Here is a 22,766-nt window from a genome sequence, read left to right on the forward strand (position 1 = left end):
AGCGGCGGGGTGGAGAGGATGAGGGAATCCGCAAGGGGGACCAGGAATGTGATAACTGCCGCTTTTGTAAAGATTAGTTAATGAGTTTGCTTGCAATCAGAACACGAATAATCGAACGTGTATGAATAATAATTTCGAAGCGTAAAAAAATAATTCGCAACATGTAAAGGGAGGAGCATGCGACTATGTTAATACCCTCGAAACTCAGTCGTCCCGTTCGTCTTGACAGCACCGTCACGCGCGATCGCCTGCTGCAAAAATTGACTGCTGCTGGCAATTACCGACTGGTGCTGGTCACCAGCCCGGCAGGTTATGGCAAAACCACGCTGGTCTCACAGTGGGCTGCGGAGAAAACCAATCTGGGGTGGTATTCATTAGACGAAGGAGACAATCACCCGGAGCCGTTTGCCGATTACCTGATTGCAGCACTCCAGCAGGCCACGCAAGGCGGCTGCTCGCGCAGCGAGGCATTGGCGCAGAAGCGCCAGTATGTAAACCTCAATGCGTTATTTGCCCAGTTATTTATTGAAGTGACGGAATGGCAAAAGCCGCTCTGGTTGATCATTGATGATTACCATCACATCACCAACCCCGCCATTCATGAAGCGATGCGGTTCTTTTTACGTCACCAGCCGGATAACCTGACAGTGATCCTGCTGTCGCGCAACTTACCTCAGTTGGGTATCGCTAACCTTCGTGTGCGCGAACAACTTATCGAACTGAGCAGCCAACAACTGGCGTTTACTCATCAGGAGGCGCGACAGTTCTTTGATGGTCGGCTCGCCGCTCCGCTGGCATCCGAAGAGAGTGATCAGCTATGTGATGACGTCGCTGGCTGGGCTACCGCGTTACAACTCATCGCCCTTTCTGCCCGTCAGGGGGCCAGCGCGGCTCAGGATTCTGCGCGGCGTCTTTCCGGTATTAATGCCAGCCACCTGTCAGATTACCTGGTTGAGGAAGTGCTGGATAATGTTGAGGTAACCACACGTCATTTTCTGCTGAAAAGTTCGCTGCTGCGTTCAATGAACGACGCGCTGATTACCTGTGTCACAGGGGAAGAGAACGGCCAGATGCGGCTGGAAGAAGTGGAGCGGCAGGGGCTTTTTCTACAGCGTATGGACGATTCCGGGCAGTGGTTTAGTTATCACCCATTATTTGGCAGCTTTCTTCGGCTGCGCTGCAAGCGGGAATTGGCCGCAGAGCTGCCGGCTATCCATCGCGCAGCAGCAGAAAGCTGGATGGCGCAGGGGTATCCGCGTGAAGCCATCCATCACGCGTTGGCTTCCGGTGATACCAGTATGTTGAGGGATGTGCTGCTGGAGCATGCCTGGACGCTGTTCAATCAAAGTGAACTGACGCTGCTGGAAGCCTCGCTGAAAACCCTGCCGTGGGAAACGTTGCTGGAAAATCCCCGGCTGGTGCTGCTTCAGGCCTGGCTGATGCAGAGTCAGCATCGATTTTATGAGGTGAATAGCCTGCTGGCGAGGTTTGAGGAGGAGGGCCGTTGCCAGGTTGATGAGGCCCTGCGTGGTGAATTCAATGCCGTGCGCGCGCAGGTGACCATCAATAATGGCAACGCTGAGGACGCCGAACGTCTGGCGATGCTGGCGCTGGAAACCCTGCCCGACAGTTGCACTTACAGCCGCATTGTTGCCACTTCGGTGCTCGGCGAAGTGATGCACTGTAAAGGCGATTTGGTGAATTCATTGCAGTTGATGCGTCAGACGGAGCAGATGGCTCGGCGTGATGAGGCCTGGCATTACGCGCTCTGGAGCCTGATTCAGCAAAGCGAAATTTTGTTTGCACAGGGCTACCTGCAGAATGCCTATGAGACTCAGGAAAAGGCATTTGTGCTGGTGCACGAACAGCATCTGACGCAATTTCCTTTGCATGAATTCCTGCTGCGCATCCGCGCTCAGCTGATGTGGGCCTGGGGACGGCTGGAAGAGGCGGAACAGGCTGCGCGGACCGGTATCAAGGTGCTTAAAGGTTTTCAGCAACAACAACAAATCCAGTGTCTGGGTTTGTTGGTGCAATGTTCCCTTGCGCGCGGCAACCTCGATAATGCGCGTAGTCATCTCAACCGGCTGGAAAATCTGTTGAACAATGGTAACTGGCACAGTGACTGGATCACCAATGCTGACGAGGTCAGAGTCATTTACTGGCAGATGACTGGCGACAAACAAAGCGCCAGCAACTGGCTGCATCAAACCGCAAAACCGGAGTTTGCCAATAATCATTTCCTGCAAGGGCAATGGCGCAATATCGCCCGGGCGCAGATTCTGCTGGGCAATCTGACCCATGCCGAAGTGGTACTGGATGAGTTAAATGATAACGCCCGCGCATTGCGGCTGATGAGTGACTTAAATCGCAATCTGCTGCTGATGAACCAGATCCATTGGCAGACCGATCGTAAAGCCGACGCGCAGCGAACGTTAATAGAAGCACTGCAACTGGCGCGTAGCACTGGTTTCATCTGCCACTTTGTCATTGAAGGCGAGATGATGGCACAGCAGCTACGCCAGCTGATTCAGCTCAACATTCTGAATGAACTGGATAACCATCGGGCACGACGCATTCTTGATGAGATCAATAAACATCATCGGCATAAGTTTGCTCATTTCGATGAAGGTTTTGTCAGCCGTCTGCTGAGTCACCCTGACGTACCGGAGCTGATTCGGACCAGCCCACTGACCCAGCGCGAGTGGCAGGTACTGGGGTTGATTTACTCAGGTTACAGTAACGACCAGATTGCCGGTGAACTGGATATTGCCGCCACCACCATTAAAACGCACATTCGAAATCTGTATCAGAAGCTGGGGGTGTCCCATCGCTCCGATGCGGTAAACCAGGCACAATCAATGCTGCGCATGATGGGGTATGTTTGATTGTATGGCCTTCGGTTGAGGATCCTGAGCAACGGCAGGGGCGATAACCAGGGCGTTGCTCTTGTTGTTGAGGGTCTTCAATACCGGTTGTAACTCCCGCAGGACCTGATCAAGACGCTGCATGTTCGCCACCATTTTCTCGTAAGCCGGAGAACCGGGTTGCAGACTGCGCATATTGCGGCTCAGTTCCCGTAACGTTTGCTGGGTTTGTTCCGGTAAGGATTTCATCGCCTCACTGTCTAGAAACAGGTTGAGGTTATGCAGTGCCGTTTGCGACTCACGTAAGGTGAGTTGACTGGCTTTGAAAGTATCCGTCGCCTGTGTCAGCAAGGGGTTAAGCGGCAACGTGTTGAGTTTATCGAGCACCGCCACCAGTTTTTGCTGGATCTGACCCAGCCCACTGTCGATGGTTGGAATAATTTCGTAGCCTGCCAGCGTGGTAAGACCGGTATACGATTCCGCTTGCGGATAAAAATCCAGATCAACATACAGCGAGCCAGAAATCAGGCTGCCGGTTTTCAGGGTGGCGCGCAGGCCATTCTTTTTCGCTTCCTGGAGTCGTTGTTGCAGATTGAAGTTTGTCCCCATACTGCGGACAAAGCGTTCGGGTTCAATCCGGATCAGCAAGGGAGGGCGATAATTACGTTGCAGATCCTGCACCACGCCGGGTAAGAAGAACGGTACCTGCGCGACCGTGCCAACGCGCAATCCACGAAACTCAACGGGTGCGCCTGCTTCCAGCCCGCGCACCGAACTGTTAAAAAACAACAGATAATCTACGTGCTCAGTATAAAGCGAATCCTGAATACTGTGCTGGTCATTAAAAAGCGGGTATTCCGCCTTATTCTTTGCCGGACTGCCATAGGGCAAGCCATCGGGGACATCAAAACTGACGCCACCGCTCAGTAAGGTGGTGAGGGAACTCATCTCCACCCGCAGACCGGCAGCCGACATATCGATAGCAATGCCGCTGTCCTTCCAGAAACGTACATTCGTCGTGACCAGACGATCAAAAGGAGCCGAGATAAACAGCTGATAGGACATCAGGCGCTTGTCCGTATCGAAGTGGTTGCTCTCCACGGTACCAACAGGATAGTGCCTGAAAAGGACCGGATCCCCTGCTTTGAGCTGGCCAGCTTTCTCACTGAAAAGGGTGACTCTGATCCCGGGGGCGTTGGCGGCGGCGGGTGGCGGCGTGTCTGTCAGCGCATAGCTCGGGGGTTCTTGCCCCTCAGTTCCAGGTTGTAATTCTATATAAGCGCCTGACAGTAAAGTACCCAACCCGCTGACCCCCTGAAAACCCACCTGCGGTTTCACCACCCAGAAAAGGCTGTCGCTATGCAGCAATGTCTCCATGCCTTCATGCAGGCGCGCTTTAATCTCGACATGCTGGAGATCATCCGATAACACCGTGCTTTCGACCTGGCCAACCGTAATGCTGCGGCTTTTGATCTCCGTTTTTCCCCCCTCAATTCCCTCGGCATTGTCGGTAATCAGGGTGATTTCAGGCCCCTGATGGCTGAAGTGATAGCAGATAATCCAGGCACCGATCACCAGGGTGATAAAAGGAAAAAACCACACCGGAGACCAGCGTTTAATCTTATTAGCGGGCGTAGTCTCGTCATTGTTTTCCATTATGACTCAGCTCATCAGCATGTGTTAAAGGGACTCAGGAGGCCACACTGATTATAGAAAATATCACCTTATCTGATTCCCATGAAACATGACAATCGGAAACTCCATCACAGAAATAATTAAACAAGAGAGAGTTACCGCCTGGCTTAAAATACTGAAAACGAGGCAAGTTACAGTGGTAGTGCCAGCCATTTCTGGCAGGAAGTGATTTTTTTATTTCTATACTTTCTTCAATTATTCACAACGTCTATATTTATCAGCAAGCTGGTTTGCTAACGAGGCGGATATGTTTCTAAACTACTTCGCACTGGGCGTTCTCGTCGTTGTGTTTCTTATTATTTTTTATGGGATTATCATTCTTCATGATATCCCTTACCTTATTGCAAAATCACGTAACCACCCACATGCTGATGCTATTCATGTCGCCGGTTGGGTTAGTTTGTTCACATTACATGTTATCTGGCCCTTTTTATGGATCTGGGCCACGTTATATCGCCCGGAACGTGGATGGGGAATGCAAAGTACCAATGAAAGTCTGGAGCTGCTTAAACTGCGCGTGACGGAACTGGAAAGAAAACAAGGTATAACCAACCAGCCGCCTTCGGAGTAAATCTATGGATTTGCTGATTATTCTGACTTATGTTGCTATCGCATGGTCGATATTTAAAATATTTAAGATCCCGGTAAATAAATGGACCGTACCCACAGCTGCATTGGGTGGGGTTTTTATCGTCGGTGCCCTGATATTGTTAATGAATTATAACCATCCTTATACCGAGCTGGCGCAAAAAGCCGTTGTTGCTATTCCAATCACTCCCCAGGTTACCGGGGTTGTTAGTGAAGTGACCAATAAACAAAATACGTTAATTAAGAAAGGTGAGATGTTATTTCGCCTTGATAACACCCGCTACCAGGCGCGGGTAGATAGATTACAGGCGGATCTGACTACGGCGATTCACAATACCCAAAGCCTGAAAGGGCAGCTGGATGAAGCCATCGCCAATACGCAACATGTCAGCGCGGAGCGAGACCGGTTATACGAAGATTATCAACGTTATATTGCGGGGAGCAGGGCAAAAGTAAATCCTTTTTCCGAAAGGGATATTGATAATGCCAGACAAAACTTTCTGGCGCAGGATGCCCTGGTAAAAAGTTCCCTGGCTGAACAGGCACAAATTAAGAGCCAGTTAGATAGCCAGGTGAATGGGGAACAATCACAAATTGTCAGCCTGCGAGCTCAGCTGACTGAGGCCCGATATAATTTAGATCAAACCGTCGTTCGTGCCCCAAGTGATGGTTATGCCACGCAGGTGCTTATCCGCCCTGGGACCTATGCCGCCGCTTTGCCATTGCGTCCGGTGATGATTTTTATACCTGAACAAAAACGCCAGATCATTGCCCAGTTCCGACAAAATTCTCTGTTGCGCCTGAAAGCCGGTGATGAAGCTGAAGTGGTCTTCACCGCGCTTCCCGGCCAGGTATTTCCGGGAAAATTAACCAGTATTCTTCCTGTTGTGCCGGGAGGCACCTATCAGGCTCAAGGCTCGTTGCAATCGCTGACGCTCACTCCCGGCAGTGATGGGGTGCTGGCGGTGATTGAACTGATACCTAATGATGATGTTGATGCATTGCCGGATGGCATTTTTGCACAGGTCGCTGTTTATTCCGATCATTTTTCCCATGTTTCGGTGATGCGCAAAGTGCTGCTACGCATGACCAGTTGGATGCATTATCTGTATCTTGATCACTAATTCCCGGTGAAATGATGCTTCTGCGATAATGGTATCTATATGGTGCAGGGGGGATCTATGTTGCCAGGAATGCACGCGATTGGAGCAACATTATATTGTGTGGGAATTATGTTTAAAGGCAGGATAATCAGGTCACAATGTTTTATCTATCTTCAGTAAGAAAATTATTTGCCGAAGCTATCAGAAAGGTGGTCAGGGTGCTCACTCCAGGGTGTGGAGTTTACATACTCATACCACGTCTGAATTTATTCTTTATCCTGACTAATTAAATTTGTGATAAAGGTAGTGGGTTTAGTGGATAAAAGTCTTTAGGCTTAATGTTATTTCCCAATCGACATTACGCAGTTTGCGTAAGTTGATATCATGAACTCAATCTTGATATTTTAATAAAACTATTCTTCATAAAGAGCCAGGCCACATAGCATCAATTTATTTATCAAGAGTGAAGGGGGAGGTTATGAATATGGTTTGAACGCTAAATTTTCATCATTTATAAAACAATTAAAATTTATGACTTCCCACACAGTCGGCGATCTGGTTATCAGCCTAAGGGCACTATGCGTGCAATATTAATTTTCCCCTTCAGCACATTAGTATTGTTATTACTCTCATCCGGGCTACAGGCTGCACCAAATGCCATTGTTCCCGTACAAACAGGAGTGACCACGCAGATCGCCAGCGCTCCCTGCATTATTCAGCCAGCTCCATCCTCTACCGGGAAGATAGAGGTGGTAAAAGACGGTATTCAGTATGTTGCCAGCATCACCGTGCCGGAAACACAACAGATCCCCTTCTTGGTAACCTTAAATACCGGAGAGCAGAATACCGTTCCTTGTGCCGGGGGGACAGAACTGCGGGTACATATCGTACCGCAAATACTGCCTCAGATTTCGTCGGCTTCCATCCAGCAAGCTTTTGTGGTGTTGATGGCGGCCTTCGTCCTTGCGTTGCTGATGGAAAGTGCATTTGCATTATTGTTTAACTGGCGCCTGTTTCAGGCATTTCTGGTCGGACGTGCCTGGCGGACGCCTATTATGTTTGCAGTCTCATTGCTTGTCGTCGGGACATTTAAACTCGATCTGATGGCTGAAGTATTTGCTGCTTACCGTGGAACTTCAGTCACCAGCAGCGTGGTCACCGAAATATTAACGGCCATGATTATTAGCGGCGGTAGCGTAGGCGTAAACAAAATCCTCATCGGGCTTGGCTTTCGCTCTGCGCTTCCCCGTACGGATACGAATACCGATCGGACTACATTGGCACAAAACGAGGCCTGGATTTCCCTTGATATTTCGGCGGTTATGCCTGGACGTCGTCTGCGTGCCGAAATAGAGGAAAGTGATGCGCCTGCAGGGACGATACCGACCCTGACAATGTTTACGCCTGGTGGAGAGGGACGGTTAAAGGCAATTATGTTTCCATCGCGCGCACGTCTCCCTGCCAGCGGAGGTATGCGAGTCATGGCATTGAGCAAACAGTATTACTTCGCCATCCGCGATCTCGACAGTAACCAGCTTTATGACGTGAACGGAAACACCATTACTGGTGGTATCAGGGATTCGACTCCCTTCTGTTTTGCGCCCCGGGCGATTATTGATTTTGTGGTTGTCAAGCTGAAGTAGCAGCATCTGTTAATAAGAGGAGTATCACTATGGCAAATGTCACATTTGATAATATGACGGGATTGTTCATCTATCTGCACATGCGTATCGGCCCTGTTGATACGTCACCCGACGATCGGGGAACCCAAAATACGACGCTTAACTCCGGGGAGAAGATTGAGGTGCCTGTCGGCGATGGTGACGTCTGGTACTGCTATGGCACCCAGCCGGTGAACACCTCACACCAAAACCCTCAACTCTGTAACGTGAAGGGGAACGCAACAGCCACGCTGGATGGTGAATCCATCTGTTTTGTTAAACCGAATTCTTAAGTGCTTCAGCTTCAGTATTAATATAATAATTTCCTCCACCTGGAATGTTTAAATTTCATCCTGTTTTTGTGCGGTGTTTTTAATGACGCAGCCCATTGATGACGACGTCGATGTTGTCAGTGGAATATAAACAACAACATATTAAGGGTGTATTTATGTCCAATGCATTTGTTGATTCGTGGAAAAAGCATGTCACACAGGTGGAGAATGGTTTAGCGCAGATGAGGCGTAGTAGTGCCATGAGTCTGTTACCCTTTTTTAACGCCAGCAATTCAGGATGGGTCCTCACCCTGCATCCCAAACTTCAGGACAAAGGGGGCGTCATATTCAAAGCCAGCAACCCTGTTTTTCAGCCGGAGGGAAATAGCGTTGAACTACAGGAATTAACAATCGACAAATACGATATACAAAGCCCTCCGGTATTAAGTATCGATGGTATTAAATTTATCCTAAGCAAAACGGGTCATGCCGCGCATATTGCTATTTATGAAGGAACTGAATTTTATTCAAGAATTCGATTGCAACTGGTGAGTGCGGAACTGATGCCGGTTTATCCACGCGATCGCGACCTTCGTGCGGCGTTGCGGAATATGACCGGGCAAGAGGCCGACAAGGAAGTCACCCCCTTCACCGGGCAGTGGGCGCTGCCGACTCCGCCCGCAAAAGTCTCTACCGGTGGAGCGAAATCCTCGCTTGCGGAAGCCTGTCTGGAGCTGATTTACGAAAACCGTTCGACAGAACGTGATGCGGTCTGGGTGATGACCCTCTTTTATCCCCCGGGGAACACATCTATGGCGGAGTCGACGTTCTGCGATCAGACTTCTATTCAGATTCTGCATGCCCCCTTCACGGTGTTTCGCACGGAAAAACCCGATATCGCGCCACAAGCGGGAGAAATGCTTGCCCAGTGGCTGAGCAACGATCCACAAGGTGCCCAATGGCGCTTTGCCATGGATACGGTAACCATGCAGTTGCCGCCCCAGGCTACCGGGGAAACGATGGAGCGCGGTGCACGTCTGTGGGGGCAGCCTAAGGGACCCATCGAAGATAACAAGCCGCTACTCCACCGATTTTCGCGTTGTACGCAACTGACTGTTAAGCCATCCCGCGTACCTCGTCGTTACACGGTTCATCCCGGTGATATTCTGTCAACGCTGAAGGACGCACAGCTGGAGCAGCTCACTGTCGAAGTGGGTTATCCGCTGGAGATCAGCTATCAGCGGACAGAACATGCCACCCGCACGGTGGTGGTTACGGAAATCGGCGAGACGATGGGGCATCCCGCCGTCTCGCTCGCGCCGCAGCAGGGGAGCCGGAGTCAGCTTGCGGGCTTGCTGAAAGAGGCGATGAGCGATAGCCTGGCACAATGGTATGCCCTTGCTAACATTCAAGGGCTATCGCAGACGTTCACACAATTACGTTCTCAACATCTGGCGAACCGCGCGTCATTGCGTCATCGGCTGGCGATGTTCACCCTGAAAGATGCCCGTTTTCCTGACAAGCCGCTGGATCTGACTGAGGAACTCACTGCCACATTACGCTCGCGCAATCAGAGCGCACTCCCGATCTGCCCGCTGACTTTCAATGCCCGTAATGAGTACGCCAGCGAAAACTGGGCGACAGCGTTTCTGGCAAGCGACGATGAGATGCCCGCAGTGCGAAAGATGCCCATCGGATTGCTCTATACCCTGGAATTCGCATCAGAATTACAGGCGGTTTTACGCTCACCCGACACGCTGGATGTCCGGATACAGGATCTGGCGTTATCTGCCCTCGGTGCCACAGGGACCGTTCAGGCCTCGTTTGATAACGGCCGGACGACTTTTGAAGTCAGCAGCAGCCATGGCCAGGCGTGGCGTATTGTGAAAAGTCGCGTTGGCCGTATTGCTGCAGCCTGGAATCATGCGCGACATGTGGTGATTTATGGCCGCAGCACTGTGCCCAGCAGTCAGTTCGGTGAGGAGCAAAAGACTGCCCCCCACCGCGGGCGACCGATGCTGCGAAAACTGGAAGAGTATATCGAGATCCTCGAACCCCGACGGGTGTTCAGCACGGAAAAAGCCACGGAAGGTTACGGTAGCGGCTGTCTGCATTCCTATCACTTTGCGACGACACGGATCTATGTCAACAGCGCCTGGGGACATGACCTGCGTAATAACTCAGGGTATGAAATTGCCCTCTATAACCCTGATGACCGGAGCGGTTTTTATACCAAACCCTGGCTGGGACCCGTCGCGTTTGATGCCAACGCCTCGCTGGTCCCTCACTGGCATGAGCATCCTGAGGATGTCTATTTTTATACCAGCATGGAGGCCGGACTGGGAGCGGATACCGATACCTGGCCCGCCAAAGAAGAGATCGATTTTCAGACCACCGCCACCTTCGGCGTTGTTTCTCCTGTAGCCACTGCCGCTCTGCTGTCACGGAAGGTGGTGCCGGATTATACGCTTTCAGCGGTCGGCAATCCCCGCTTCACCCAGCGCGTCTCACCGGAAGGGCAATCGAACATGGCCCACGGCAGAAGCGACAAAGCGCTGCTGGCATTTATGCGCACCGTTCAGTTCGAACGTACCAGCGCGGCGTCTCGGGTTGAAATCAAGGCGGAGAAACATGCAGATTTAATCAAAGTGGTATCCGCCTCAGCGGAGGCGAGGAGCATTGAAAATCTGCTGAACTCCGTGCTGAAAACAGCTCGTCAGAGATGGCAGTCGCTGGTCGGCGATTGTGAACACTTCAAACAGCGTCTGAAACAAGAGGTTGAAGACGCGCACCGGGAAGCGAAAACGGCTCTGCGCACCATCGATGAGACCAAAACGAATGTGGCAGACAGCGTTCAGGGGATCGTTGACACAAAGATGAGCCAGTGGGAAACAGGGTTCGCTAACGCACTCAACGGTGAACGCTGCAAATCTCAGGTCAGTGAGTTCGCCACAACCTGCCTGCAACCGCTGTCACGGCATTTTCAGATGATGATAGATCAGTCCACGCCGGTGACTCCTGAAGCCATCACGGCGTTGAAGGTCCGCGTTGAACAAGATTTGGCAGAGTGTATTTTGCGGGGGCAGCGTCTTTTGGCTCCAGTCACAAGCATCTGTCAGTCGCTGACAGATTGCCGGGCATTACTGACGTCGCCGAAGGTGTACCAGGAACTTGCGAAGGGCGTGGACCAGACGATTAAGGCTATCGAGACCCTGTTGAGTCAAACGCCTGCGACAGCCAGGGGCAACATTGATAAATGGATCGATAATACCGATAAACAACTGCACGGGTTCAGAGATGTGGTGAGTACCATGAAGGCACCATTACAGGAAAGACAACCCGTTGCGGTGGCTGTGCTGATCGATCAGCTGCTCCGGTGGGTTATCAGTACAGAAGGAGCCTTGAGTGCCGCGATGCAAGCCCTTGCGGCATTCCGTACGAAGGTCGCCGAGTGCAAGCCTGATGAAATGCTGGGTGGGCTGTTTAACACACTACTCCAGCAACCGTTACAGCTGTTGAATCAGGTCGTAGTAAACAGCAGTACGATATTGCTTAAACAATGTGATGCGTTAGTCGTGGCGCTGCAACCTGCCATGAAGGGGATGAATGATCTCACCTCAAAGTTTCCTTTTCCTGTGAAAGAGATGACGGTCATCAGGGATGACATCATCAAATTGTCCACCGTGACTCCAGCAGAACTCACCCGACTGAAAGGGGTCACTGACGCGCTCAGCCAGTATTGTCTCTCTGGTGTTGCACCGGGGTTTGCCACGGATTACGACAAATTGATAGCTCCAGTTATTTTCGCAAATACAGAGCTGAGAAAAACCATTGCGTCATTTTTCAAAGACCTCATTCAACACGCGGCGGAAGCGCTGAGTGATGTAACGCAACAGGCTACGGTCACGCTTGACCTGCAAGTGAAACAGATCAACGCGATTATCGATAATATCGACTGTAGCGCTGACAATCCGCTCATAGCGTTTGAAGCGCAGCTTGACGAGACTGCTCGCTGCCTGCGGGAGCAACTTAGCGACTGTGCAGGCCCATTACTTGATGAGGCAACCCGACATTTAGCCCATGCTGCGGCGGTGGCCTCCGGGGTCGAGGGAGCAGCCAGTTCGGTACTGAAGACCCTTAAGACCCTGATAGATCCCCCTGACATCCCGCATTTCAGCATCAATTCCCGGCAAATCGAATGCGTGTTTGACGATGTGAAATCCCGCATTGAAACTTCGCCCTGCGTCGTCCGCCTACATGAGATGGAAGAGGGTATTCGGGATCTGGGGATGGCGCTGCCGGTGCAGGGATTTGAGGATAGCCTGAAAGCGATGGATCTACAGGGGCTTCGCTTCAATGAAATTATTAAACAGGCGGGTATGGATTTTCAGGCCTTGCTGGATAAGTTCAGGCTTCCGGCACTGCCTCCAGGTACAATCCGCTTCAGCCATAACGTGGACGTCGAAAAACGCACCGCATCGGTGTCGGTGAATATCGACCATACCTTCAGCACCACTGAACAGGTGCTCAATATCGCGGGTTTTAGTCTCGATATTCAGCGCCCACACCTGCTGATTGGCTCCCATATGGAAAGCTCGGTAAGCGGGACAACAACCCGTATACAGGCCCGCTTTGGCGGGGACTGGATCATGCGTTTTGGCGGCCAGCCGCTGGTGACCTTTCATAACGCGATGGTGCAGTACAGCGATAACAACGGATTTAGCTTCGATCTTGATCCTAAAAATGTCTATCCCCACCCGACGTTGTTGTTCATCACCCAGATCTTACAGCAAAAAATGCCCCGGCTGCCTGAAGGTGCCACGATCGAGAAAGACGGGCAGGGGAAACCGATCGGGGTCAGCCTGGTGCAGGAAAGCAGCATCGGTCCTTACGATTTCGGCACGGTGTTTATTGGCCAGGCCACCATTCGCTCCACCTTTGCGGTGCGCATGGTGGAGGGCGGTATGTCAGTCGCCAGCGGGTTTGATCTCGGTACCGCAATGTCTCCGGTCTTCATGCTGGTCGGTGTCTACGGCGGCGGTGGCTGGCTCAACGCCCGCGCCCAACTGATACCCGGTGCATCTGGCTCAAGCTGTAACGCCTCTATGGCCGTGTCGCTGGGTTCTACTCGCAGTTTTAACCTGGCGGGAGTGGCGTCGGGTTCCTATGCCGTCAGGCTCTATCTTGAAGCGAGCATGAGTTCAGAAGGCGGCAGTCATTTTACTGCCGGGCTGAGCATGATGGGTTCTGCCCGTGTCCTGGGCTTCCTCAATGCTTACCTGTCGCTGGCGCTGGAGGTTACCCACAGCGACGGAAAAATGGAGGGCAAAGGCCGAATCGATATCGAAATTGAAATTTGCTGGTGTTACAGCGTGCGCGTCAACCGTGCTGTGAATCAAACCCTGTAGGAGATACTGCATGTCAACTCTGACACAATTCAGTTGGTGGTTACACAGTAACGATGAAGATAGTAACGGCAGCGCCCATGACCTTTCCGTGAACTGGGTGATGCCTTCCGGCAGCGAGAATGTTGTCGCGAATGAAGCATTCTGGGAGCAGCTGGGCGATTTGATCTGGCCCTGGAAGCTGGATATTGTTGCCTGGTACGGCATCTCCAGGAATCACGCCAGCATTACGCCGCTGGCTATCCAATCAATGAGTTCTGCGCCGGTAAATATCCTGAATATCCAGGAGCAGGTGAAATCTCAGATTCAGCTGCGCATTTCAGGTTTAGCGTCGCCGTTTAAAACTGTCATTCCGGATGATAATTTTCCGGCAGGGCAACCGATCCCATCCTGTCTGCCCAGTGAGTTTGCTCCGCTAACGCATTTACCTGCCGGAATTTCGGACAACATTCTTGGTATGACCCGGAAGTTGTCCATCGCCCCTGATATACGGTCAACTTTTTTCTGGCTGGCCCCTGAGTTTAAGGCCGTTATTCAGGGAAAATCCTGGCTTTTCACACCGATATCATCGACACCTGGGTCGGATGATCTCTCAGTTGCTAATGTCGCTTATCGCCTCTCTTGTGACGATACCGAGGCAAATCAGCCGTTTCACTTTTCCGTATACACCAACAACCCTGTCGCCTTTACAGTCACGCCTGTAGCGACGCTGGAGACGTGTTCTGCCACGACCTTATCCGCGCAGATCGCTGCACTGGCACCGCTCATTTCCCCGCTGGTATTGATTGCGAAGCATTTGGACATGTTGGCATCCCCACCTTACCCGACGATAACCTTCGATCAGGCGTTCACCCGTCTTTTAGGCTGCGGAATACTGGAACAATGGCAGACCAAATCCGGGGAAGCAGCACAGCCGCATGTCGCCAGTTTTTGGGAACTGTTCACCCCGCAACTGGATAATGCCGATCGGAAGGCATTGTCACAGCCCCAGTCAGGAGCAACGTTGGCGCAACTCGTGGCCTTCCTTACTCAGGAGGTCAGCTTACTTCCCGGTATTACGGAAACACAGCGTGATCAATTAATTGCAATGACGCGTATATTGTGGCCGCTTTGTGTGGTGTTTCTGACGAATGAAGGGGGCGATACCATTGACTCCCAGCGTGTTAGGGCTTTTTATGCTACGGTAGCAAATCTTATTGCCGATGCCAGTACCCTCCCGGTGTTGCTTTCCGCCTGGCTAAGCCTGCGGGCGACGCGCTATTTCGCGATCCCAAAATCTGATTCGACGTCCACACTGCGTAAGTGCAATTTTCACGAACTGTGGCTTGAGTTCGCCGCTGTACTCACTCCCCAGTATGCAGGGATGCTGCTGATGTATCCGGTGCTCAAGGATACCGATAGCACGCAGACGCCTCTGAAACGAAAAGCGTTAGCCCAACTGCGTACTCAGGGGGTCGATTCCACCGAAAGTGCGCGGCTGTATGCGATTGAGGCACTGCTGACGTTTAGCGGCGAGCCTCGTCTCCCAGGGCCAGCAGCAGAGCTGGTTTCGTTGCTGCAACAAACAATTAATGGCATCAAGCCTGAGATCAAACCCGCGCTACCTGAAGATCAGGATTTATCGATTGAAATTGAGATTGCCGGGGACACCAAAACTCCGGATGCGTTGAATCAACACATTCGCGGTTACGCCGTCGGGATGGCCGCAGGGTATTCAGATCATGGGACGCTAACAATCTTTGACGCTTTGGGATGCGGCTGGATTTCAGATGTCGCCTGCCGGGTTAAAGATCCCAAAACCGGCAAGTGGACGTTTTACCCGAAGGATGAGAATGCTGCCCGGCTCCATGAGACGGTGGGGGCCATACGCGAACGTGGCAGGCAAGTGGTGAGTTTTACCTATCAGGGCAAGCCGCTGTGTGCTGGAGTGCTGGGGGATAAGACAACCGCTGATGCGCCAGGTTATGAACCTCACGAGCCAGATGACCAGCTCGCGCTCGATTTCTGCTGGCCATCAGCAGCCGGGCATGAGCCTGCTTTCACTCAGCTACCACAACTGGCTTATGGTCTGGAGTATGCCGTGGTCACCACGGCTATCAGCAATGCCGGAAAGGTGCTAACTAGCCACTTTGCTGACCAGACTGATAACCGGAAGCTGGTTGATCTGAAAGATAGTATGTCACTTTTTCCACTGGAGACGTTTCGCTATTTGTCACGGGTCGCGCCCGGCGTTCCTCTGATTAGCTGCCCAAAAGAGGGCGGAAAAGGCGAGCTTTACCGCTATTCTGACCAGACGCGCTCGTGGGTTTACCAGCGCCAGCGCGACAAACTGGCTACACCGTCACCTGTGGCGCTCATTCGTCCAGATAATAGCGATCGCTGGAAAGGAGGGGCCACAAACGCTGAGTTTCTCATCCACGGGCCGGATGCCACGCCGCGGCTGATTGAGCGCTGGTTACGGGCCGACTGGGCCGCCCTGACGACGGGAAACTCAAAACACTGCGATTTACTGGTGGAGAATAAAAGCACAGAGCAAATTCTTACGCTGCAGAGCACCTTGCTGACGCTGCTGACGAAGAGAATGGCAGGTCAATCTCCGCCACGTCATCCGATGGTCAGGGCATTTGGGGTGACCGTACAGTTTTACGATGCCGCAGGAAACGCGCTGACTGAAAAACGGTATCAGCTTAATCCGCCGGTGGACGCCGATAAGGGTTATATTTCCTCTGCTGGCTTTTCCGTGATCCTTGGGGAAACACCGACTGTCAGCATCGATAAGCAGGGAAAAATGGCGATCGTGTTGTTGCCTGGTTGGGCTGCGAAGGTGTTGTTTGCCAGTCTGGTCCCGGTGTCCTTCTACTGTCCAGCCGATGTCGATGTGAAGGCGATAAGCACTTACTCTGGCCGCTGGCCAAAGCCACTGCATCGGATGGATTGGGTGGGTACACCTGTCGAGTGGATCAATCCCAACGACTCGACGGATCGCTACCAGTATTACAGTCAGTACGAACACTGGTTTGAATGCGCTTCTGAGATGAGCAGCGAAACGATTGATTCCCTGTTTACTCGGCTGACGCAACTGACAGAGATAAACCGGATAGACAATGATATCTGCACCCATGTAGGTATGCCGGCCGCTACAGAACCGGGGCTCTCTGTTGAGCATCTGAGCGGGTTGTATATTGAACGGCACGAGTGGCATTGGACCGGTTATCCGCTGGCGTTTGCTCACGGAACGATGGGAGAGGGTAAGCTTGCCAACTGGGCCGGGCCTTTCCTCGGGACAGAATCGTTACGTGATGGCATTCCACATCGCTTTCATAATACCCCGATCACACAGGGTGAAATGCGTCTGCCTGCCGATAAAGTCGAGGTGTTATCACGCTACCCGATCCCCCCGCTACATGGTGCGAAATACGCCGCCAGCTTGCTACGACCCGTCTGGCGCTATGAGGCATGGCGTAAGCTGAAATCGGAGCATCTCAATAAGGTACTAGGGATTGGCGGGCTGGTGGCAGCGCGGGTCAGATGGGGTGACCCTTCACTGAGATTACCGCCCCCGACCGTGAAATATGATTACCCGCTGACACGCACCTTTAAGGCTGATAACAGCCGACTAATGACAACGGCAAACGGCAGTGCCCTGATCCTTGACGATGTGTTGTACCGCACCGACCCAGGCGAACAGTTTGGCGGCGTTAGCGAGACGTTGCAGGTGGAACTTGTTGAAACTCGTGTCAGTAAGGTCTATGAAATCGGGGGAAATCCCACGTTCCATGCCGGAAGTACACAGGCTAAGGCGGGCGCAGAGGCCACATTACCGTATCCTGCAACCAGCCAACTGCACACCAACCGCGCCGCTGATGCTGCGACAAATCCCTGGCGCAAGCTCGACTGGGGCATTGAGGCGGGTGCACCCTTTGGACTGACTTACGATCTGGATCGCAACCCGAGAGTGGCACAGACAGCCGTGATTGTCAGACCAACCGGAACGGACGTGCATCGCTACTGGATAATGGCGCAGGTGCGTCTGCGGCGCATGTTTGATCCATCCGAACTGTGGACGGAAAGCGAAAACCTTGCCGACTCATCGACGTCTGAACAAGCATATCGCTGGACACTTCACCGGCGACAGGAGGGGAATGAGTGGGTACCTCACGACTGGTGCCTGGATATTCCGGCCAATTGTCAGGTGCAAACGTTGAGTGTAGCAGGGGGCAGTCTTCAGTTAGCGTCATCAGGTGAGAGCCGAAGACTGATAGGCAGCTGGCATAAAGGGCAATGGAAGTCTACGGCCGATAACCTGTGGGGTCTGCAGGTGGTGTTCCAGTGTTTATCTGATGGGAACTGGACGCAGCAACAGACCATGACCGCCTATGAATCGGCGGTGTATCTGCCACTCGATCAATGCCGGCTCAACGCCCCTATCGAGGTCAAACTGGATCTGAGTCATCAGCCTGCGTTGGTGCCTGTATTGCGCCGGGTGCTGCTCAGTGACTACACGGAACCTCGCTGGCTGACCTTTATCGCTATGCCGTACCGCAATCTGGCATTCGCCAATGAACATTACTGTCTGGTGAATAAGAAGCTGAAGGGGGATTCGAAAGACCAGCTCAGATTAAAGCGGACCAGTACCGTTACAAATCCAACGGAAAATCAGGAGTATATCTCTCGGGATTTGCTGCTGAATCCGGTTAATGTCTCTGACTTTGCCAACTGTGTCGATGAGCGTGAGGAGGCGGAGCAGAATAGCTTTCATCTGCTTTTTTTGTTTGAACGCATCGATGATATCGCGCTTCCGCAAAACAGCAACGCTCTGGGGGCATTGAAAACAGTCTGTTACCCAACGCGGGCGGCAATAACGGAGAACGAGCCTTATCCCCCCATTGTGTTTAAGAATTTTAGCGATCCGGGTAAGGATATTGACCTGAAAAATGCACAAAATCTGACTGGGTTTATCTATCGTTTCCACCGTGCGGTAGCAAATGACAATACTTACCCGGCAATCAACAATTGGGCGCAGTTAGTCGGGATGATGTTTCCTTCAGCGCAAGGGTATAAGGAAAGCCCGGAGGCTCAGGTGCGCTGGACACCGGAATACCTGGGACCCATCATTGTGTCCTCGGGAAGCGAATGGCAGGTGCCTAAGCCAGAAACCGGGGCAGTGAATATGATTCGCGTCCGCTTTTTACAGCCTGAGTTTAAGCTATCACTGCTTATCGACCCGGATTGGGGATGGCGTCTTGAGGGTAAAATACCGGCAAAGAGCAAGTTGTTTTGCGGCAGGAAACATGGACAGTGTCGGGTAACAGCGTCTGAGGGTAGCGTTACGCTGGAACTGGTCACATCGGGGAATTGCCTGTTGGCATGCCTGAAGCAATGGGACAGTGTCAAAAGACCAGCTGAAGGCGACATGGTGTTTTTTGATGGTCAGGGTAAGTTAACTTCAACATCCACATGGCAGCGCGATTAGGAGCCCTGAAGCAGGCTGAACTGGATGGCGTGATGGTTCAGTAAACTACGTAGCTACCGCTTGACGTTCAAGACGGTAGCTACGAGAGAAGTGCGGTCAGGCGCATGTGCGGATATTTTATTTAACATAATCATGATTGTGCGCATCTAATGTGTAGTGGCTAAATTGAGAAGTCCGCCTCGGTCTAAATAGACTGGTCCGCTTTATAGTCTCATCCGGATGCTAACTGAACTTAGGATGAGACTGATGGCAGCATATGGAATGGAGTTTTTCTCAATGGAAGAAGTTAGTTAACCGACTCAGGATCATTCAGGACGTTATCGACCGGCGGCTCACCACCCATCTCGCCGCTGAACGTCTCGGGATCTCCGACAGACACTGCCGCCGCCTGCTTCAGCGTTACCGCGAAGACGGCCCGCTCGGTTCGGACGCGCAATGAACGAACTCAACATCACCGGCATCTGTGGGAACACCAGCTCAGCAAAAGGACGCGTGGGTTGTAAAAAACTGGGATGAGACATTGAACAATGGAACACAACAGACGTTGCGCCTCGTTTAACGAACCGGGAAATATTTTAGAGTCATCAATTCGGAGGAATTATGGTTCCCTTCCCTCTTTTTGAAAATTATGCTGGCCCAGGCGCTAGCTCCAGACTTTGGATTCTATCTTATGCGATTGATTGAATGCGATATACGTGACGTCATATCAGGAAAGAATGTGACCGTCGTAAAGCCTGTCAATATTTATGAATGCGAACTTCAGGATGATGTATTTATCGGACCGTTTGTTGAAATTCAAAAAGGATGCATTATTGGTTATGGATCCCGTGTACAATCGCACTCGTTTATTTGTGAGAACGTAACGATAGGAAGTCACTGTTTTATTGGCCACAACGTTACTTTTGCCAATGACCTTTTCCATTCTGGCAGACCTGACCCTTCTGCAGAAAGCTGGATTGCTATCACTCTGGGTGATTTTGTTACAATAGGGAGTGGTGCAACGATCCTGTCCCCTTTGATTTGCAGTGGCACTGTAATCGGAGCGGGGAGTGTGGTGGTTAAACCCGTCACAAAGAAAGGTATTTATGCGGGGAATCCGGCAAGGCTCATACGTGAGCTTTGAGCGGATATGGGCCCGCAGGCCCATGTTTAGTCAGAGATACACCTGCGAGTATGGTAAACTGGCTTCAATAATATCCTTATCTTCAGTTGCCAACGCCGCCCGGTATTCAACCTCACTGATGTCACCTTTATTCATGAGATATATCAGTGATTCATTTTTCAGTCCAGCCAGAATTTTTATTCTGGCAGACCGAAAATCAAATATGTCGTCCATTTTTCCGGGTTCGGTTTTTTCCGGCGCAATTGAAAAATAGGCAGGTCTTGCTACGCTGGAAATTAAATTCCAGTAGCGTGTAAATCTTTCGATGGATCCGGCAATACGCCAGCTTTCAAACCTATACGAATGGTTTCCAGCCAGCTGCATGAAGATTATGCATGTTCCCACTGCACCATTTTTGCATAGCCTCAGCAGAAGGCAATTCTTTTTTATCGGTAAACACACCTAATACCCACTGACTGATAGCATCAAAATACGGGAGTGGTCAACAAAAATTGGCCACGGCGGAGATGCAGATGTTCTCCTGGTCGGTTCCGCACGTTTTACCATCAATCTGCTCAGTTAATGCGCCCTATGCTACATAGATGTTATAGGTACATCTTCTGATTAAGATTCTTAACGAACTGACACATAGTTTGTCTGTCGTCAGGTAAATTATTTATTTATAAGTGATTGGGGAATTTAGATGATCATAGCGGAATAATATGCCCCCCCAAAAAAAACACCAGGGAACGGATTCGTCCCGATCCTCATTTAATCGTTACCGATACAACTTAATATGTGTGGGCGTACTCGGTTGTCTGGGACTGCTGCTGACTCGTATTGCTGATCTACAGTTGCTGAATCATCCGATGCTGGAACATGAAGCCGATCAGCGTTCGCTACGAACCGTAACTCTGCCCACCAATCGAGGCACGCTGGTTGACCGGGATGGTGAGGCGCTGGCCCTCAGTGTGCCATCGCGTGACATCATTGCCGATCCCAAACGCGTACTGCAAGCTAACCCCGATTTCACCAGTGCCAAGTGGAGCTATCTGACAACTGCACTTAATCTGAGTCCTGAAGTATTACGTGCGGAAATTACCGATAATCCAGACAAACGTTTCCTCTACCTCGGACGTAAAATCGAACTGGGCATTGCCAAAGATATTACAGAGCTGCACCTTAAAGGTATTAGCTCTGTGGACGATGACAGCCGCTTTTACCCCATGAGTGAAGCCGCCGCGCCGCTTTTAGGTATCGTCGGGGCCGACAATACCGGTCTGAATGGGCTGGAAAAAGGCTATAACGCCGTACTTGAGGGAAAACCTGGTAAAGAGGAATATCGCCAGGATGGTGATGGTCATATCATTTCAATGATTGATTACGAACCTCCACAGTCACCGCCAACGGTGCAACTCAGCATCGATAAATTCGATCAATATACTCTCTACAGCGCGTTACGTGATGGCGTGTTATTGAATAAAGCCGATTCGGGTGCAGCGGTGTTGGTAAAAATTGACACCGGTGAAATTCTGGCAATGGCCTCTTATCCCTCATTTAACCCGAATAATTATGAGAGCGCCTCCCCTGCTGATATGCGTAACACCGCCATCAACGATAGTTATGAACCGGGCTCAACGGTCAAACCATTGGTCGTTCTTGAAGGGCTGGAACGCCATTTAATTAATCCGGATTCGGTTATCGATACTTCCCCCTATGTGGTTAACGGACATGTCATACGTGATGTGGGGCACTGGCCGCGCCTGACGATAACAGGAATTCTGCAGAAATCGAGTGACACCGGGGCTTCCCATATTGCGCTGGCGATGCCTGCTCAGGCGATTGTCGATACCTATCAGGCGTTTGGTCTGGGTAAACCGACGGGGTTAGGTTTGACGGGTGAAAGTGTGGGTTACTTCCCGTTGCATCGCCAGCGTTGGGCGGATATCGAGCGTGCAACATTCTCTTTTGGTTATGGCCTGCGGGTCACGCCACTGCAGATTGCGCGTGAGTATGCAACGCTGGGTTCCTTCGGCATTTATCGACCGCTTTCAATTACCAAAGTGACACCGCCGGTGATGGGTGTTCGGGTCGCTAATCAGGCCACAGCCCAAATCGTCGTTCATATGATGGAGAGTGACGTTTTACCGGGTGGATCGGGATTACGCGCGGCAGTACCTGGCTACCGTCTGGCAACGAAAACCGGTACGGCGGAAAAAATGGGTACCGACGGTAAATATGATGGCGGTTATATCAACTATACAGCGGGTGTTGCGCCTGCCAGTCATCCGGATGTGGCTCTGGTCGTGATGGTTAACCACCCCACAGCAGGCGATCATTTTGGTGGTTCTGTCGCGGCCCCTATTTTCGGCAAGATCATGGGGCCGGTGCTTAAACATATGAACGTGCCGCCAGACGCAATTAACCTGAAATCTCCCTCAACTTCTTCCTGAAGTTAGTCAATCAAACCAGGCAAGGTGTGCGGCTTTTTACAGCCGCCCTTTCCCTGCTGCTTATTTTTTGACCTCCCAACCAATCCATCAGTACAAATGCCCTGAAAAACACGCCATAACGTAAAGATTGCGTAAGCTTATCGATCA

11 protein-coding genes and 1 pseudogene are annotated in these 22,766 nt (G+C 51.5%); 10 read left to right on the plus strand and 2 right to left on the minus strand.

Features of this window, described 5'->3' with window-relative positions; all coding sequences use genetic code 11:
* Positions 1–185 precede the first annotated feature (185 nt).
* Positions 186–2,888 carry an HTH-type transcriptional regulator MalT gene (gene malT / locus AC6I8X_RS21305; protein ID WP_313688751.1) on the plus strand — a complete coding sequence of 901 codons (2,703 nt, stop codon included), beginning with the start codon at positions 186–188 and terminating at the stop codon, positions 2,886–2,888.
* Here the strand turns inward: malT and pqiB are convergent.
* Positions 2,859–4,526: an intermembrane transport protein PqiB gene (gene pqiB, locus AC6I8X_RS21310; protein WP_497841424.1), complete on the minus strand. Its 1,668-nt coding sequence runs from the start codon at positions 4,524–4,526 to the stop codon at positions 2,859–2,861. The two genes, malT and pqiB, sit on opposite strands and share 30 nt — an antisense overlap.
* A 283-nt stretch (positions 4,527–4,809) precedes the next feature.
* On the opposite strand from pqiB, the gene AC6I8X_RS21315 reads away from it, so the two are divergent.
* From AC6I8X_RS21315 to AC6I8X_RS21350, 8 genes and pseudogenes are all read left to right on the plus strand, one after another.
* Positions 4,810–5,133: a DUF3302 domain-containing protein gene (locus tag AC6I8X_RS21315; protein ID WP_313688753.1), complete on the plus strand. Its 324-nt coding sequence runs from the start codon at positions 4,810–4,812 to the stop codon at positions 5,131–5,133.
* Positions 5,134–5,137: 4 nt separating this feature from the next.
* Positions 5,138–6,274: an HlyD family secretion protein gene (locus AC6I8X_RS21320; protein ID WP_497841383.1), complete on the plus strand. Its 1,137-nt coding sequence runs from the start codon at positions 5,138–5,140 to the stop codon at positions 6,272–6,274.
* A gap of 557 nt (positions 6,275–6,831) precedes the next feature.
* Positions 6,832–7,896, plus strand: a complete 1,065-nt coding sequence (locus AC6I8X_RS21325) for a hypothetical protein (protein ID WP_497841384.1) — start codon at positions 6,832–6,834, stop codon at positions 7,894–7,896.
* A 29-nt stretch (positions 7,897–7,925) separates the two neighbouring features.
* Positions 7,926–8,207: a hypothetical protein gene (locus AC6I8X_RS21330; protein WP_497841385.1), complete on the plus strand. Its 282-nt coding sequence runs from the start codon at positions 7,926–7,928 to the stop codon at positions 8,205–8,207.
* Positions 8,208–8,725: 518 nt separating this feature from the next.
* Positions 8,726–13,594 (plus strand): hypothetical protein, encoded by a 4,869-nt coding sequence (locus AC6I8X_RS21335; RefSeq protein ID WP_497841386.1) that lies wholly within the window; start codon positions 8,726–8,728, stop codon positions 13,592–13,594.
* A gap of 10 nt (positions 13,595–13,604) precedes the next feature.
* On the plus strand, positions 13,605–19,064 hold the full coding sequence (locus tag AC6I8X_RS21340; protein WP_497841387.1) for a hypothetical protein: 5,460 nt from the start codon (positions 13,605–13,607) through the stop codon (positions 19,062–19,064).
* A 256-nt stretch (positions 19,065–19,320) separates the two neighbouring features.
* Positions 19,321–19,488: pseudogene (locus tag AC6I8X_RS21345) on the plus strand (helix-turn-helix domain-containing protein); the annotation flags it as partial.
* Between the two features lie 246 nt (positions 19,489–19,734).
* The gene (locus AC6I8X_RS21350) at positions 19,735–20,187 is read left to right on the plus strand and encodes an acyltransferase (protein ID WP_497841388.1); all 453 of its coding nucleotides are present in this window, start codon (positions 19,735–19,737) and stop codon (positions 20,185–20,187) included.
* A gap of 30 nt (positions 20,188–20,217) precedes the next feature.
* Here AC6I8X_RS21350 and AC6I8X_RS21355 read toward each other — a convergent pair whose 3' ends face one another.
* Positions 20,218–20,550: a hypothetical protein gene (locus tag AC6I8X_RS21355; RefSeq protein ID WP_497841389.1), complete on the minus strand. Its 333-nt coding sequence runs from the start codon at positions 20,548–20,550 to the stop codon at positions 20,218–20,220.
* 338 nt (positions 20,551–20,888) lie between these two features.
* Between AC6I8X_RS21355 and AC6I8X_RS21360 the strand changes: the two genes are divergently transcribed.
* Positions 20,889–22,619 carry a penicillin-binding transpeptidase domain-containing protein gene (locus AC6I8X_RS21360; protein WP_497841390.1) on the plus strand — a complete coding sequence of 577 codons (1,731 nt, stop codon included), beginning with the start codon at positions 20,889–20,891 and terminating at the stop codon, positions 22,617–22,619.
* Positions 22,620–22,766: the final 147 nt, after the last annotated feature.

The sequence above is a fragment of the Pantoea sp. X-Soil-TKNS-1280 genome (assembly GCF_059730475.1).

What these genes read in the sequence shown, in the direction of transcription:
- AC6I8X_RS21330 (WP_497841385.1), top strand. Translation starts at nt 7,926, where the DNA reads ATGGCAAATGTCACATTTGATAATATGACGGGATTGTTCATCTATCTG.
- AC6I8X_RS21350 (WP_497841388.1), top strand. Translation starts at nt 19,735, where the DNA reads ATGCGATTGATTGAATGCGATATACGTGACGTCATATCAGGAAAGAAT.
- AC6I8X_RS21360 (WP_497841390.1), top strand. Translation starts at nt 20,889, where the DNA reads ATGCCCCCCCAAAAAAAACACCAGGGAACGGATTCGTCCCGATCCTCA.
- AC6I8X_RS21315 (WP_313688753.1), top strand. Translation starts at nt 4,810, where the DNA reads ATGTTTCTAAACTACTTCGCACTGGGCGTTCTCGTCGTTGTGTTTCTT.
- AC6I8X_RS21325 (WP_497841384.1), top strand. Translation starts at nt 6,832, where the DNA reads ATGCGTGCAATATTAATTTTCCCCTTCAGCACATTAGTATTGTTATTA.
- AC6I8X_RS21320 (WP_497841383.1), top strand. Translation starts at nt 5,138, where the DNA reads ATGGATTTGCTGATTATTCTGACTTATGTTGCTATCGCATGGTCGATA.
- AC6I8X_RS21355 (WP_497841389.1), bottom strand. Translation starts at nt 20,550, where the DNA reads ATGCAGCTGGCTGGAAACCATTCGTATAGGTTTGAAAGCTGGCGTATT.
- malT (WP_313688751.1), top strand. Translation starts at nt 186, where the DNA reads ATGTTAATACCCTCGAAACTCAGTCGTCCCGTTCGTCTTGACAGCACC.
- AC6I8X_RS21340 (WP_497841387.1), top strand. Translation starts at nt 13,605, where the DNA reads ATGTCAACTCTGACACAATTCAGTTGGTGGTTACACAGTAACGATGAA.